Source organism: Flavobacterium sp. J27, from assembly GCF_004303025.1.
GTDB lineage: Bacteria > Bacteroidota > Bacteroidia > Flavobacteriales > Flavobacteriaceae > Flavobacterium.
Genome location: NZ_PJQW01000002.1, coordinates 157,722 through 173,111 on the forward strand (window position 1 = coordinate 157,722; position 15,390 = coordinate 173,111).

At 28.5% G+C, this 15,390-nt stretch carries 14 protein-coding genes; 10 read left to right on the forward strand and 4 right to left on the reverse strand.

What is annotated here, in order from left to right:
- The first annotated feature begins 46 nt into the window (after positions 1-46).
- Positions 47-703 (forward strand): fructose-6-phosphate aldolase, encoded by a 657-nt coding sequence (gene fsa / locus CX675_RS02725; RefSeq protein ID WP_130733685.1) that lies wholly within the window; start codon positions 47-49, stop codon positions 701-703.
- 64 nt (positions 704-767) lie between these two features.
- On the opposite strand, the gene CX675_RS02730 is transcribed toward fsa, so the two are convergent.
- A complete protein-coding gene (locus CX675_RS02730; RefSeq protein ID WP_130733686.1) occupies positions 768-2,171 on the reverse strand; it encodes a thioredoxin-like domain-containing protein in 1,404 nt (467 codons plus the stop codon).
- 162 nt (positions 2,172-2,333) lie between these two features.
- On the opposite strand from CX675_RS02730, the gene CX675_RS02735 reads away from it, so the two are divergent.
- Entirely contained in the window at positions 2,334-3,950 is a 1,617-nt protein-coding gene (locus tag CX675_RS02735) for an ABC-F family ATP-binding cassette domain-containing protein (protein ID WP_130733687.1), read from the forward strand.
- A 29-nt stretch (positions 3,951-3,979) separates the two neighbouring features.
- Here the strand turns inward: CX675_RS02735 and CX675_RS02740 are convergent, their stop codons facing one another.
- Positions 3,980-4,408 carry a BLUF domain-containing protein gene (locus CX675_RS02740; RefSeq protein ID WP_130733688.1) on the reverse strand — a complete coding sequence of 143 codons (429 nt, stop codon included), beginning with the start codon at positions 4,406-4,408 and terminating at the stop codon, positions 3,980-3,982.
- 120 nt (positions 4,409-4,528) lie between these two features.
- Between CX675_RS02740 and pyrR the strand changes: the two genes are divergently transcribed.
- The 6 genes from pyrR to pdxH all read left to right on the forward strand — a co-directional run bounded on the left by pyrR (position 4,529) and on the right by pdxH (position 8,475).
- Positions 4,529-5,071 (forward strand): bifunctional pyr operon transcriptional regulator/uracil phosphoribosyltransferase PyrR, encoded by a 543-nt coding sequence (gene pyrR, locus CX675_RS02745; RefSeq protein WP_130733689.1) that lies wholly within the window; start codon positions 4,529-4,531, stop codon positions 5,069-5,071.
- A 25-nt stretch (positions 5,072-5,096) separates the two neighbouring features.
- On the forward strand, positions 5,097-6,026 hold the full coding sequence (locus tag CX675_RS02750) for an aspartate carbamoyltransferase catalytic subunit (RefSeq protein WP_130733690.1): 930 nt from the start codon (positions 5,097-5,099) through the stop codon (positions 6,024-6,026).
- Positions 6,027-6,110: 84 nt separating this feature from the next.
- The gene (locus CX675_RS02755) at positions 6,111-6,443 is read left to right on the forward strand and encodes a ribonuclease Z (RefSeq protein ID WP_130733691.1); all 333 of its coding nucleotides are present in this window, start codon (positions 6,111-6,113) and stop codon (positions 6,441-6,443) included.
- Positions 6,444-6,445: 2 nt separating this feature from the next.
- Positions 6,446-6,643, forward strand: a complete 198-nt coding sequence (locus tag CX675_RS02760; RefSeq protein WP_130733692.1) for a hypothetical protein — start codon at positions 6,446-6,448, stop codon at positions 6,641-6,643.
- Positions 6,644-6,659: 16 nt separating this feature from the next.
- A complete protein-coding gene (locus CX675_RS02765; protein WP_130733693.1) occupies positions 6,660-7,565 on the forward strand; it encodes a ribonuclease Z in 906 nt (301 codons plus the stop codon).
- A gap of 265 nt (positions 7,566-7,830) precedes the next feature.
- The gene (pdxH, locus tag CX675_RS02770; RefSeq protein WP_130733694.1) at positions 7,831-8,475 is read left to right on the forward strand and encodes a pyridoxamine 5'-phosphate oxidase; all 645 of its coding nucleotides are present in this window, start codon (positions 7,831-7,833) and stop codon (positions 8,473-8,475) included.
- A gap of 266 nt (positions 8,476-8,741) precedes the next feature.
- Here the strand turns inward: pdxH and CX675_RS02775 are convergent, their stop codons facing one another.
- Both CX675_RS02775 and CX675_RS02780 read right to left on the reverse strand, forming a co-directional pair.
- Positions 8,742-10,643, reverse strand: coding sequence for an OmpA family protein (locus CX675_RS02775; RefSeq protein ID WP_130733695.1), 1,902 nt, complete (start codon positions 10,641-10,643; stop codon positions 8,742-8,744).
- A 9-nt stretch (positions 10,644-10,652) separates the two neighbouring features.
- A complete protein-coding gene (locus CX675_RS02780; RefSeq protein WP_130733696.1) occupies positions 10,653-11,561 on the reverse strand; it encodes a type IX secretion system membrane protein PorP/SprF in 909 nt (302 codons plus the stop codon).
- A 323-nt stretch (positions 11,562-11,884) separates the two neighbouring features.
- Here CX675_RS02780 and CX675_RS02785 point away from each other — a divergent pair, with 323 nt between their 5' ends.
- Positions 11,885-13,573: a hypothetical protein gene (locus CX675_RS02785; RefSeq protein WP_130733697.1), complete on the forward strand. Its 1,689-nt coding sequence runs from the start codon at positions 11,885-11,887 to the stop codon at positions 13,571-13,573.
- Positions 13,561-15,105, forward strand: coding sequence for a hypothetical protein (locus CX675_RS02790; RefSeq protein WP_130733698.1), 1,545 nt, complete (start codon positions 13,561-13,563; stop codon positions 15,103-15,105). The genes CX675_RS02785 and CX675_RS02790 overlap by 13 nt, the downstream gene beginning before the upstream one ends.
- The last annotated feature ends 285 nt before the right edge of the window (positions 15,106-15,390 follow it).

Below are 15,390 nucleotides of genomic sequence, written 5' to 3' on the forward strand. Positions count from 1 at the left end.
ATTTTGCATTTTTAAACAACACACATATTATATAAAACAAAAAAGTATGAAATTTTTTATTGACACGGCTAATTTAGACCAAATTAAAGAAGCACAAGCGTTAGGAATTTTAGATGGAGTAACAACAAATCCATCATTAATGGCGAAAGAGGGAATTACAGGAAAAAACAATATCTTAAAACATTATGTTGATATTTGTAATGTAGTTGATGGCGATGTAAGTGCTGAAGTAAACGCTGTAGATTATGATGGTATGATTAAAGAAGGTGAGGAGCTAGCGGATTTACATGAGCAAATTGTGGTGAAATTGCCTATGACTAAAGAAGGAATTAAAGCGTGTAAATATTTTTCTGATAAAGGAATAAAAACCAATGTAACTCTAATTTTTTCTGCTGGACAAGCTTTATTAGCAGCTAAAGCAGGCGCTACTTATTGTTCTCCTTTCTTAGGAAGATTGGATGATGTTTCTACTGATGGCTTGAATTTAATTGAAGAAATTCGTTTAATTTATGATAACTATGGTTTTGAAACACAAATTTTAGCCGCTTCTGTACGTCATACAATGCATGTAGTTAATTGTGCTAAAATTGGAGCAGATGTAATGACAGGACCTTTATCTTCTATATTAGGATTATTGAAACACCCATTGACAGATATTGGTTTAGCTCAGTTTATTGCTGATTTTGAAAAAGGAAATAAATAATAATGAAATAATATTATAATAAAAAAAGAGCTATTGAAAAAGAGCTCTTTTTTTATATTTTTTGTTAAAGATTTTTATCAAAATGAGCGTCGAAAAGATTGACAAAGGCATTTTTAATAGTCCCATCTGGATTTAAAATGATGGTTCTTTGAATTTTAGTAATTACCCAAGTTTTCTTAATCTCTTCAAAATTAGTTGCTTTTAATTCAATAATATCTTTAAAATTATATTTGTTAAAAGTAGATAACCAATTTTCTTTGGAATCATTAACGTTAATGGCAATAAAATTAATGTTAGGGTATTTTGTTTTCAATGCTAATACTTTTTCATGAACAGACTTTATATGTGATTCAGCATGTGTAGTCCAAAAGAATATAACAGTTTCTTTATTATTAAGGTAATCTGTAATTGAAACTTCTTTAGAATTAGTATCAATTAAATCTACTTTAGGTAAAACATTACCTACTTTCAAGTTTTGAACAGCATTATAAATTTGGGTTACTTCATGATGTTTTTCTTCATCGGAAGATAACTCAATATAGCGATCAATAAACTTTTTGTTGTTATACATGTTTTGATCTTCTAAAAGATACATGTATGCTATATTATTTAAAACAATATTTTTTACATTTTGGTCTTTTAATAAAGTATCAGCAATATTTAATTTTTGAATGTTTTTCTCAAGTGATTTTGTTTCTAGTTTGCATTTCCCTTTTTCGTAAGTAACATTATTTAAAAGAGCAGAAACATATTTTATAAAAGGAGAAAAACTTCCTAATTCTGGATTATTTAAGTTTAAAGATTTTCGATAAGAATAATAGTCTTTGGGTAATTTTGGGCAGATATTTTCACCTGTTTTATATTCATGTGCATAGGGATACAATTCTTTTTTATAAAAATAATGCATGTCTACACCTGCTTGAGCTACTGCATCAAAACTAGGCGTCCAATTAATTTCAGATTTACGTTTCAAATAATATTCTTTTCTATTTTCATAGCTAGAATCAATAGCTTTTGAATAGGTGTTTAAATCTTTATCTAATATTTCATACAAATTGGAACGATCATTTTCATTTTTAAGATATAAATCAATTAGAAAGTTATTTTTTTCATCACCTCTTCCACAGAAAGATAATGAATTGTCAAAATCTAATGAATTCAAACGAATCATTAAGCTATCGTTTTTATCAAAATAAACATATTGAAATTCTGGAGTATGTTTAAAAGTGTATAAACCAGGTGCTAATGAATCAAATTTATGTAAAAAACGATTGTTTTTATCTAAGTATATGGTGTCTAAGATGGTTTCATCCTTCATAAATAAAACATATTTATCTTGAGGGTTAATTATCTCGCCACCAAAATAGGCCACATAATTGTCTGGTTGAAATTGTTTTTTACAAGAAAATAATGTGGTTAAAGCTAAAATAGATAAGGGTAAAAAGTATTTAATATTTTTTTGAATCATTTATTAATTTACTAATTATTAGGTAACAAAATTAAATTTTACATGTTAAAAGTGCTGTTAATGATGCGTTAAAATAAACATAATACGACTTATAGATGTAATAGCATTCCAAAACTGCATATTTTTTTCTACTTTTGCAACAATTTTATAAAAACAATCATAATGTTAACAGTTTCTAACTTATCAGTTCAATTTGGAAAACGTGTCTTGTTTGATGAAGTGAATGTTACTTTCACGCAAGGAAATTGCTATGGAATCATTGGTGCAAATGGTGCTGGTAAATCTACTTTTTTAAAAATTTTATCTGGCGAAATTGACCCTACATCAGGAAGAGTAATACTTGAACCAGGAAAACGTATGTCGGTTTTAAACCAAAATCACAATATGTTTGATGAGCATACAGTTTTGGAAACAGTATTAATGGGAAATAAAGTATTGCATGCAATTAAAACAGAAATGGATGCACTATACTTAGATTATACAGATGAAAATGCAGATAGAATAGGAGAGTTGCAATTACAATTTGACGAAATGAACGGTTGGAATGCTGATTCTGACGCGGGAGCTATGTTGTCAAACTTAGGTATTTCATCGGATTATCATTATACTTTAATGAGTGAATTAGAAGGAAAACTTAAGGTTCGTGTGTTATTAGCTCAAGCACTTTTCGGAAATCCTGATGTGTTAATTATGGATGAGCCTACTAACGACCTTGATTTTGAAACCATTGGTTGGTTAGAAAATTTCTTAGCAAATTATGAAAATACGGTATTAGTTGTTTCTCACGACCGTCACTTTTTAGATGCCGTTTGTACACATGTTTCTGATATCGACTTTGGTAAAATTAATCACTATTCGGGTAATTATACATTTTGGTACGAATCGAGTCAGTTAGCAGCGAAACAAAAAGCACAACAAAATAAGAAAGCGGAAGAGAAAAAAGCTGAATTAGAAGAGTTTATTAGACGTTTTAGTGCAAACGTAGCCAAGTCTAAACAAGCTACTTCGCGTAAAAAAATGATTGAAAAATTAAATTTAGACGAAATAAAACCATCTAGTAGAAGATATCCAGCTATTATTTTTGAAACAGAAAGAGAAGCTGGTGATCAAATTTTAAATGTTCAAAATTTAAGTGCTTCTATTGATGGTGAAGTTTTATTTAGTAATGTTGATTTAAACATGGCTAAAGGGGACAAAGTTGTTGTTTTTTCGAAAGATTCACGCGCAACTACTGCTTTTTACGAAATATTAAATGGAAATCAAAAAGCAGACTCTGGTACTTTTGATTGGGGAATTACTACCACACAGTCTTATTTACCAGCTGAAAATCACGATTTTTTTAAATCCGATTTAAATTTAGTAGACTGGTTACGTCAATGGGCAAAAACTGAGGAAGAAAGAGATGAAGTTTATGTACGTGGTTTCCTTGGAAAGATGATTTTTTCTGGCGAAGAAGCCTTAAAAAAATGTAACGTTTTATCAGGAGGAGAAAAAGTGCGTTGTATGTTGTCTAGAATGATGATGTTAAGAGCCAATGTTTTAATGTTAGACGAACCTACTAATCACTTAGACTTAGAATCTATTACAGCTTTTAATAATTCATTAAAGAATTTTAAAGGTTCCGTTTTATTTACGACGCATGACCACGAGTTTGCCCAAACTGTTGCCAATAGAGTTCTAGAAATTACACCAAAAGGAGTTATTGATAGATACATGACTTTCGATGAATATTTGGAAGATCCAAAAATTAAAGAACAAAGAAAAGCTATGTATTCATAAATAGAAAATCCCGAGAAATCGGGATTTTTTTATTTCACAATTATTTTGTCTTTGTTCGATTTTAAAAAGGTTTCAATGAATGTTGTGGCAATTAAATCATCTTTATTTGTAATGGTAGAGAAATCATCTTGATACGTTACAATTTCTTTAGTTTCAATGGTTTCTTTTTGCACACCATTAAACGCCATTTTCCAATTCGGATATATTCGATTGGTCACTTTCCCTTCAAACACTTTAATAATGTGTTTGTGCCTGGGATCCATTATAATTTTACTATACAGTTTTTTTAGAGCCTTTTGTTTCCCTTCAATAATTTGCAAAATATTCCCGTCTGAATATAAAAGCAAACCCGTAATTTCATTTTTTTGATTGTTGTCTCTTGATTTTTCTAATAATTGATTTATATCTTCTTTTGTAAATTTGGTTGTAGCAGAACTGAGATAAATAATTCTATACATAATTTACTGAGTTACATTGCTTTCTAAAATTACGATTTTTTTTACAAATTTAAAAGTTTTTTTTACCAAATTATATTTGAGAATTTTATTGTAAATTTGCACACCAAACAAAACACTATAATGAGTCAAAAAATATTGCTAACTGCAAAAGAGATTAACATCATACTGCACCGTTTGGCTTGCCAACTTATAGAAAATCATTTTGATTTTTCCAATACAATTCTCATTGGAATTCAGCCTAGAGGAAAATATCTTGCACAACGTTTAGCTACTGTATTACGAGAAGAATACCATATAAAAGAAGTACAATTAGGTTTTTTAGATATTACTTTTTTTAGAGATGATTTTAGAAGAAGTGAAAAACCATTGGAAGCGAATAAAACTGAAATAAACGTTATAGTTGAAGATAAAAAAGTCGTCTTTATAGATGATGTATTGTATACTGGTAGAAGTATTCGGGCAGCATTAACAGCAATACAATCTTTTGGAAGACCTTCAGAAATTGAATTACTAACTCTAATAGACAGAAGATTTAGTCGTCATTTGCCTATTCAACCAGATTATAGAGGAAGACAGGTAGATGCCATTAACCATGAAAAAGTAGTAGTGAAATGGAAAGAAAATGATGGAGAAGATTTAGTCTTAATGGAACAAAAAAATTAAAAACAACGACAACACAACAACATAAATGAAAGAATTATCAGTAAATCATTTAATTGGAATTAAGCACATTAATAAGAATGATATTGATTTAATTTTTGAAACCGCCGATCACTTTAAAGAAGTTATCAATCGTCCCATCAAAAAAGTACCATCTTTACGAGATATTACCATTGCAAATATCTTTTTTGAAAACAGTACTCGAACTAAATTATCATTTGAATTAGCCCAAAAAAGACTGTCAGCAGATGTAATTAGCTTTTCCGCTGCTCAATCATCTGTTAAAAAAGGAGAAACGCTAATCGATACGGTAAATAATATCTTATCAATGAAAGTTGACATGGTAGTTATGAGACATAGTAGCCCAGGTGCAGCACATTTTTTATCTCAAAATGTAAATGCGAGTATAGTTAATGCTGGTGACGGTGCTCATGAACACCCAACACAAGCTTTACTAGATAGTTTTTCTATCAGAGAAAAATTAGGAGAAGTAGCTGGAAAGAAAATTGTAATTGTAGGTGATATTTTGCATTCTCGAGTGGCTTTATCAAATATTTTCGCTCTGCAAATGCAAGGAGCAGAAGTAAAAGTATGCGGTCCAAAAACATTACTACCGAAATATATTGAAAGTTTAGGTGTAACAGTAGAATCTAATTTAAGAAAAGCTCTAGAATGGGCAGATGTGGCGAACATGCTTCGTGTACAAAATGAGCGTTTAGATGTAAATTATTTTCCATCAACAAGAGAATATGCGCAACAATATGGTTTAACCAAAGATTTTTTAGATTCATTGGATAAGGAAGTAGTTATTATGCACCCTGGGCCAATTAATAGAGGAGTAGAAATTACTTCAGACGTTGCCGACTCACAACAATCGGTAATTTTAAATCAAGTGGAGAATGGTGTAGCGATTAGAATGGCGGTAATTTACTTACTTGCTAGTAAAATAAAACAATAATATGGTATTATTTTGTAGTATCTAAAAAATAAATTATTTTAGTTAACTCAATTTTTATTGCATTTTTAAATTAGCAATTATACTATGAAAGTAGATAAAAAAGGACACACTACAATTCTTAAAGAAACAAAAGGAGATGTTAAAGCATTTATTGAAAATGTATCTAATCAATACGCATCTTATAAAGATCAAAACCTCATTTTAGATGTATCGCAAGATAAAAAAGTAAGTATTCAAGATATTATTCATTTTAAAGATTTGGCTAAAAAACATCAAAAATCAAAGAAATCTTTTGTTATTGTTACAGATAGCGTCGAATTTAATAAAGTTCCAGATCAGTTAACTGTAGTGCCATCACTTTTAGAAGCACACGATATTATTGAAATGGAAGAAATTGAGCGCGACTTAGGCTTTTAAAGATGGACTTTTATAAAAAAAATACTGGAATCAATAAAGTAAGAATTGGAGTAGCTATTGCCGCTTTAGTTTTACTTGTAATCAATATTTATCTCTCTATATCTGAAGGAGAAATTAAATACTTAGCTATAATTGCGAATGTGTTATTAATTGTGAGCATGTTTATGTCTTTAAAAAACACCAAGAAATTGAATTCCTAAAAATTAAATAACTAATTTGAAACTAACCATACTTGGTTGTTATGCAGCCACACCCAGAACTATTACCAACCCAACTTCTCAGGTTTTAGAAATAAAAAACCAAATGTTTTTAATAGATTGTGGAGAAGGAACTCAGGTACAATTAAGAAAACATAAAATTAAATTTTCTAGAATTAATCATATTTTCATATCCCATTTGCATGGCGATCATTTTTATGGATTAGTAGGCTTAATTTCAACGTTTATGTTGCTCAATAGAGTAAATGATTTACACGTTTATGGACCAAAAGGAATTAAAGAGTTAATCTTAATGCAATTAAAAGCTTCTGGTTCTTATACAGGCTATAATTTATATTTTCATGAATTAGATTCTAATGAAAGTGAAATTGTTTTTGAAGATGAAAAAGTAATAGTACAAACCATTCCGTTGAAACATAGAATTTATACCAATGGTTATCTTTTTAAAGAGAAAAACACCCAACGTAAAATAAATATTGAAGCGGTTAATAACTACAATATTGATACGTGCTATTTCCAAAAAATAAAATCAGGAGGCGATATTATTCTGGATAATGGAACTATTATTGAAAATAAATTACTAACTTTCAATCCAGAACCCGAAAAAAGTTATGCTTTTTGTAGTGATACAGTTTATAACGAAAGTATTTTGCCTATTATTAAAGATGTAGATACACTTTATCATGAGTCGACTTTTTTAGAAAGTGAAGCACATTTAGCAGAAAAAACAATGCATACAACAGCAAAGCAAGCGGCTCAAATTGCTAAAAAAGCGAATGTGAAAACATTAATAATGGGACATTATTCTACACGATACGGAAACATAAACTTGTTTAAAGAAGAAGCAGAAACCATTTTTGATAATGTAATACTAGGAGATGATGGAAAAGAAATCGAACTCTGAAACATATTTCACAAAAATTATTAGATTTTTATTTCAATTTTTTACCAAAAAGAAAAAATAATTTTAATAATGAATGGGATAGTGTTTTTATAACGTATGTTTTGCTATACGTTCTCATTTATGTATATAATTTATCAAAAAATATACTATTATCCCTAAAGATGGTTTTTTACCTTCATATGCCTAAATTATATCTTTTTTAATACTTGTTATTAGTACAATTTCCTAGCATATTAATACCTTTGTAGGTATAGATAATTGAATTATGTCAGATTTAAGTAATTATAGAAAGTCTTACGAAAAAAGGGAGCTTTTAGAGATCAATTTACCAGAAGATCCCATAAATCTTTTTAATAGGTGGTTTCATGAAGTAGAAGACTTCGGAGGTGTAGATGAAGTAAATGCCATGACTGTAGCTACTATTGGGCTAGATGGCTTTCCAAAAAGTAGAGTTGTACTATTAAAAAGATTTAATGAAAAGGGTTTTATCTTTTATACGAATTATAATTCGGAAAAAGGGAAAGCAATTATAGAAAATCCAAATGTATGCTTATCTTTTTTTTGGCATTCTATGGAACGTCAGGTAATTATTAAAGGAATTGCTGAAAAAACAAATGCTGTTATTTCGGATAATTATTTTGCATCAAGACCACTCGGGAGTCAATTAGGTGCTTTAGTTTCCAATCAAAGTGAAATCATACCTGATCGTAATTATTTGGAAAATAAATTAAAAGATTTAGAAGCTACATTTGAAAATAAAGAAGTTCCTCGACCAGATTTTTGGGGTGGATTTATAGTTAAACCTGTTGAAGTAGAATTTTGGCAAGGTCGTCCCAATAGATTGCACGATAGAATTCGATACAAATTGTCAGAAAAATACTACTGGAATATTGATAGATTATCCCCGTAAGCATTAAAATCTGTTAAAAATGTTAAAATTTAGTGTTTTTTATCGATTTTATTTGTATTTAATCGATTTAGTTGTATCTTTGTCTTGTAAATATGAAGTAACAGATATTTACAGCAAAAAAAGAAATTTTGAGTTTATACCTTTTTGCCCTAAATCGTATAAATTTTATATATAAGAAAAAATATTTATATACATATATAAATTTTTCATGTTTGTTTATTTGTTTGTTAAAAAGGCATTACTACCGCCAACGTAATGCCTTTTTTTTATTCTATTTTTGTAACAATAAATTCACTTCTTCTGTTTTTTTGATGGTCTTCTTCACTACAATACACACCATCTGCGCATTCATTTACTAAACGTGTTTCTCCATAACCAGTAGCCGTAAGTCTTTCTATTTCAATACCATTTGCAACCATAAATTGTAGGGTAGATTTTGCTCTTCTGTCAGAAAGTAATTCATTATATCGATGCGTTTCTCTACTATCAGTATGCGATTGAATGGCCACGTGCATTTTAGGATACTCTTTCATAACTTCTATTACTTTTTGAATATCTCTGGCAGCATCTGGTCTAATATTCCATTTGTCTAAATCAAAATAAATAATGCTGATATCAAATACTTTTGCTAAATCTGTGCCTATTTCAAAAGGAAAGATGTTACGGTTTAACTGAAGATTTAAAGTTGTATTAGCAGTAATAGGGTTTATAGGTGTTTCTAATGTTTCAAAATCTTCATTATAAGTACGGATAAAATATTTTGTATTACAATCTAGTTCTATTTCATATTTACCTTCTTTATTTACAATAAGTGTATCAATTTGATTACCATGTTCGTCTAAAATATACAGTGAGGTTTCGGTAAGTATTTCATTGGTCTTACTATCTGTTACTATTCCAGAAATCGTTTGGGTACAAATTTTAAAAAAATAAATATCGTCAAACCCTAAACCCCCTTCTCTGTTAGAAGTAAGATAACCAGTTTGTTTGTCTTTGGTAATCAAACTAAAATCGTCTTTAGAGCTATTTATTGGTTTTCCCATATTAACAGGAGTTAAAAAGATATCCTTTTCTTTTTTTGCTTCAAAAATATCTAATCCTCCTAAACCTAGATGACCATCAGATGCAAAATATAAATTCCCTTCTGGTCCAATAAAAGGAAACGTTTCTCTCCCAGAAGTATTAATTACTGGGCCTAAATTTTCTGGTTTCCCATATTGATTATTTCCTTTTATTGCGACTTTAAAAATGTCGGCTCCTCCTAATGTTCCTGGTCTGTCTGATACAAAGTATAGTGTTTTTTCATCTTCGCTTAAAGCTGGATGTGCAGTACTAAAAGTGTCACTATTAAAAGGAAGCTCTTTGATGTTTGTCCATTCTGCATTGATAAAACTAGCTTTGTAGACTTTTAATAATGTGGTTCTGTTTTTGTCTATTCCTTTATCTCGTCCTTTTTTACCTTCTAAGAAATTATTTCGAGTAAAATACATTGTTTTTCCGTCTTTTGTAAAAATGGCTGATGCTTCATTAAATTTTGAATTGATTGTAGAGGAGAAATTTTCTGGTTCAGATAATATACTATCATTTGTTACTCTAGCAACATAAAAATCGGTAAAATTTTGATTTGTCCAATTGTGTGTTTTTTTTACTAAGACTAAATCTGGTCTGGAAGATGTAAAAACAATTTGATCTTTATAATAGGAAGGATTAAAATCATAGTAAGCCGTATTAATTGTGGTTGTTTGAACAATATAGTTACTTTTCTTTTCTAGAATTTCTTCAAAATTTGAATTATTATTAAAAGAGGAATTGTTTGTTTTTAGGTTGTATAATGCGAGATATTTATTCGCTTCATCATATTTTTCAAGTGACTTTAAAGATTGATAGTAACGATAATAATATGCTGCTTGTTGTTCTGCTTGTAAAGAGAAAAGCTTTTTATACCATTTAGCGGCAGGTTCAAATTCACTATTAAAATAGTAGGCGTTGCCTAATTTTTGAAATAATTCGGGCGATTCATATCCTTTTTCAGCTACTTTTTCATAAATTTTTATCGCATCTATATATGCGTATTTTTCATATTTTTTATCTGCAATGGCAAGATTAGTCTTTTGAGAATATCCCAAAAAGCAAATAAAATAACAGATAATAATACTTATTTCTTTCATATTCTTAAATTAAAAAAATCGAGGAGAAGTAATTCGATTAGTGGTACTAATTTCATATCTTAGAAAGATTTCATGAGAGCCCGAATTATAATTACTTAAATGGGTGGTTTCAGCATCATAACCATAACCTATAAACCAAGATTTTGAAATCTGAAATCCAGCTAGTCCACTAATGGCAGAATCCCATCGATATGCCATACCTAAGGTTAGTTTACTATTTATTAAAAAATTAGCTGTTAGATCTAATTGTAAAGGTGCACCTTCTACAACTTTGGATAAAAAAGCGGGTTTAAAATCGAGATTTTCATGTAGTGAAAAGACATGTCCAGCCATAAAATAATAATGTAATTTCTCTTTAAAAATGGCTACCGAATTATCATTATAAGCATTGGTTTCCGAGATATTGGGAACAGAAAAGCCAAAATAGGTATTATTAGAATACAAATATATTCCTGCACCAATATTTGGAGAGAATTCGTTTTTAAAATTTTGGAATTCGGGGTCGTTTTGATGATAAATATTTAGTTTATTAGTGTTCAAGCTAAATAAGTTGGCAGTTGCTTGTACACCTAAGGACAGCTTAAATTGTTGAGAAACAGGAATAAAGTATGTAATATCAGCTGAAATTGTATTTTCTTCAGTAGGACCTATTCTGTCATTCACAAAAGTCAGTCCTACACCCCAATTTGTAACTCCAATGGGTGTATGAATTGAAACGTTATTGGTAACGGGAGCACCATCTAAACCTACCCACTGTTCTCTATGCAATAAAAAAATACTTAATAAATCTCTACTTCCTGCATAGGCTGGATTAACAACAAGAGGATTATACATGTATTGTGTATACTGCGAATCTTGTTGTGAATAAGCATTTTTGATTATGATAAATAGAAAAAATAAATATAGTTTTTTAAGCATAAGCTAATTTAAAATAGGTTTTATTTTCTGAAATTACTATAAAAATAATACATAAAATTCATATTATAAGTATTATATGCTTTAGGATTGTTTTTTTGTAAAAAAGAGGAGTAAAGTTGTAATATCTTTTTATTGAGAAGCCACTCATAACCAAAACATTTCCTTGAACTACCTTTTCCGAAAAACTTTTGCCTTAAGAATCGGAAAAAAAGTGTTAATATAGAAACTGATAACAGGTACATAAAAAAAGAAAAAAATACCTACAAATAAGTATTGATAGATAGTTATAAACAACTTACCTTTAGGATTTAAAAGTAATAATTATGAACGCTACAGAATTTTTAATTTCATTTAGTATCATAATGATGATGCTAAGTCTCATTTCTGAGAGAGCATCAAACTTTGCTAAACTCTATTTTCAAGGGAAGACCATATATATTCCTTTTCTTTATAAATTAAATAAAAAATGGATTACACATTTAAAAGTAAGACTTGATATTTTAGCTTATAAACAGCCCACTGTAGCAGGTGAAAAGGAAAGGGAATACCGTTTAATGGTAATTAACATTTTAATTGGAATTAGTATTGCTACATTAGCTAATGCTAATTTATTTGAAATAATAAGGTCAATAAAAAAGCAAGTAAAAACATTACCTATAAGTGGTTATGATATCAGTATTATGGAGACCAAACATATCATTGGCTTTTTGTATATGCTTTTCTTTTTATGGTCTATTAGTATTATATTATTCTCGAGATTACCTGAATATGAAACGAAAATAAAAATAAAAAACTATAAATATCCTTTTCTAATTTGGATAGTATTGTCTATTATATTAGTAACTATAGGATTTTTGCTTAAAAAAGCATGGTGCTTGTCTATTATAACGCATACACTAGGTTTTATTTTTGTAGGACTATTTATAAGCTTAGGCTCCAAGTTTTGGCATGATTTACTAGGCATCTTATTTAAACTTAAAAACACCCAACAAGTTTTATCAGATAGTAAAACCTATACCGATTATGATAGTGAAGATCAATTGTTAGCATTAGCTGATACTTCTCAGTATGATGTTGTAGAGCAACTTTTTGAATTATATAAAAATGAAATTGTAGCAATTGAAGGGGTTGTTTCTTATGGACTGAATACTATTTTAGATGAGAAAACGAAATTATATAAAAAAATTATTGAAGTAGAGTTTATAAACGATGAAGCCCAAGATCAATTGCAACGCATTAAATTTACAGGCTCAGTTACTTTAAAATATAATACATTCTTCTTAAAAGATTATTTAGTATATAAATATACTTCCCAGCTGATTGCTTTATCATCAATAGAGGATACCCCTAAATGTTATGCATATAATGCTAATCCTTCAAACCTTAATCCTTCTAAAGGTTCTTTCTCTGTCTATAAGGATGGAGACAATTATTTTGCTATAAGTAATTTACATGTTTTTGCTGACGATGATGAGTTTAAAAATTTTGAGAATAATGCAACTTATAATCTAAATCATAGAACAGTTCAATTTGTTGTAGACAACAATATAACACAAAAAGGGACTATTGTAGATTATAAATTTGGATCTTTTGAAGGTTATGGTATTGATCTTTGTGTTTGTAGAGTGGATAAAGAACTTTATGATTTATTTATTGAATATATTGATATTGATAAGCTTATAGATATAAACGAATATAGTATGAGAATGTTTGGAGCTTATACAAAATATACTAATTTTCATTCATTTAGAAAACCAACAACTTGTTATGTGGAATATAATGGTTTTAGAAATAGGAAAGAATTGTATTTATTTAAAATAGCAGTATCATCAATTGGTATTAAAAATATAGGTAAAGGAGATAGTGGCTCTACAGTATATTACAAAATAAAGAATAAAAATACTATTCTTTTAGCTACAGGCATTATAGTATCCAAAAGTGATGATTATGCCTATATTTTCAGAGGTGAATTATTAACAAATACTAATAAACTTGAATTATGGAAAAATTAATTACAATCTTTTTGCTTTTATTTACCTTTAACCTAATAAATGCACAAATAAAAGTTGAAATCAAAAATGAACAAATAACTATTAATGATGGGGTTCCTAACAAAAATGAATTTCATTTAATTCATGGTACAGACTCAACGAAGGATATAAAAATAAATAAATCCGCTTATGATTTAATGAATGATGAAACTACTATAGATTTTGAAGGAATAATAAATTATAAAAAAGTTAAATCTGAAGATAAGATTAAATTTTGGAAAAATGGTGATCAAGAGCAAAATGCTCACGAATATTTTTTATGTACTACGTCTGAAATTTTTGTCAAAGACAAATCAAAATGTACTAGCTCAAACTCTTCAAGCGATATTAAGTATGAGAATGCAAACCAAATTCCATTTCCTGCTTTTCAAGAACCTAATAATGATATCTTAATTAATAACAAAACAAGTAGATATCTTATTCTAGATGCTAGTCCTAATCATAACCAAAAAATTAATAATAGTCTCTTTAAAGCTAAGAATATTGAAACATTTGGAAAAACAAATACTTTTGAAGATAATTTTCAAAAAGCTGATGCCTTACCTGTAAATGGAAGCTTAACTATTTTTATCAGAAATTATAATTTTCATAATTTAGAGAAAGTTTCTATCGAAATAACTGGCGCTGATTTTTCCTATACTTATAGTATAAAAGACATTCTGGCACAGCTTAAAACTAGGGTTGAAGATAATCAAGAAAATACTGAAGCCACAGATGATAAAAAAATAGAGGTTAGTAAATTAAACAATGATTTAACAGTAATACTAGATAAATTTGAAACGTATAATTACTTAAATTTAAACGACTTATACAAAATAGAAGAGTATAAAAAAATATTATACGATTTTTATAAACTAAATTTTAAAAGCTTTACGGATGAGGAAATCACTATTCTCAGTAAAATAATAAATTGGTATCCAGAATATTTATCGATTACTCCTATTGCTATTACTGTTCCAGAAAATGATGAGGTAGAAATTAATGTAACAATTAAAAACAGAAATGAAGATATGCCATATCAGTCAAAAGTAGGACATTTTAAAACAACAGGTGGTATTGGTTTTAACTTAGGAGGGATGTTTTATATTACGAATTTAAAGAATAATTCAGTTTATACGAAAGCTTCAGAAACATCAGGAAATGTAAGAGCTTTTATGAATTCTAAAAATCAAAGTTCAGTAGGTATTGGATTAAATTCTGAAATTTATTTTAGAACAGGATATTTATTAAGACCAACCTTAAATATGGGATTTTTTCTTCCTTTTGATGAAGATTTAACTCCATTTGGAGCCATTGGACCAGGAGTTAGTATCGCTTCAAAAAAAGTAAAATTTAGTTTATCTTGGGGATTAGCTGTTGGAAAAGTAAATGTTATAAAAGAACAATATGATAATGTTGAATTTGATCCAACTGATTTAACAAACGATCAACTAGAAGAAAAAGTTTGGAAATTTGGAAATTACTTTGGTTTTGGTTTAACATATAATTTGTAAACCAATCTTTATTTTAAAAATAATTTAATATAGTAAAACCGTAAAACAATTAGTTTTACGGTTTTATTTTTACTCCAAAAATATTTTAAATAAATAATTTAGGAAATCATAATCTTAACCTAGAAATTTCATAAGTCTAAAACTTTAAATTAAGTATGATTCGTTTTCCTTGATTGTTAATTTATTGATAATCATGAAAGAAAGAATAATTAATGTTTCTTTTCACTATTTTTTTACAAAAAAGCGAAAAAATTTTCAATAAACGATTTGAAAAGTAATCTTATA

Excerpts from the sequence above, each read along its gene's own strand:
- CX675_RS02790 (WP_130733698.1), top strand. The coding sequence starts at position 13,561 with ATGGAAAAATTAATTACAATCTTTTTGCTTTTATTTACCTTTAACCTA.
- CX675_RS02735 (WP_130733687.1), top strand. The coding sequence starts at position 2,334 with ATGTTAACAGTTTCTAACTTATCAGTTCAATTTGGAAAACGTGTCTTG.
- pyrR (WP_130733689.1), top strand. The coding sequence starts at position 4,529 with ATGAGTCAAAAAATATTGCTAACTGCAAAAGAGATTAACATCATACTG.
- CX675_RS02760 (WP_130733692.1), top strand. The coding sequence starts at position 6,446 with ATGGACTTTTATAAAAAAAATACTGGAATCAATAAAGTAAGAATTGGA.
- CX675_RS02780 (WP_130733696.1), bottom strand. The coding sequence starts at position 11,561 with ATGCTTAAAAAACTATATTTATTTTTTCTATTTATCATAATCAAAAAT.
- CX675_RS02775 (WP_130733695.1), bottom strand. The coding sequence starts at position 10,643 with ATGAAAGAAATAAGTATTATTATCTGTTATTTTATTTGCTTTTTGGGA.
- CX675_RS02755 (WP_130733691.1), top strand. The coding sequence starts at position 6,111 with ATGAAAGTAGATAAAAAAGGACACACTACAATTCTTAAAGAAACAAAA.
- CX675_RS02750 (WP_130733690.1), top strand. The coding sequence starts at position 5,097 with ATGAAAGAATTATCAGTAAATCATTTAATTGGAATTAAGCACATTAAT.
- CX675_RS02740 (WP_130733688.1), bottom strand. The coding sequence starts at position 4,408 with ATGTATAGAATTATTTATCTCAGTTCTGCTACAACCAAATTTACAAAA.
- pdxH (WP_130733694.1), top strand. The coding sequence starts at position 7,831 with ATGTCAGATTTAAGTAATTATAGAAAGTCTTACGAAAAAAGGGAGCTT.
- CX675_RS02785 (WP_130733697.1), top strand. The coding sequence starts at position 11,885 with ATGAACGCTACAGAATTTTTAATTTCATTTAGTATCATAATGATGATG.
- fsa (WP_130733685.1), top strand. The coding sequence starts at position 47 with ATGAAATTTTTTATTGACACGGCTAATTTAGACCAAATTAAAGAAGCA.
- CX675_RS02730 (WP_130733686.1), bottom strand. The coding sequence starts at position 2,171 with ATGATTCAAAAAAATATTAAATACTTTTTACCCTTATCTATTTTAGCT.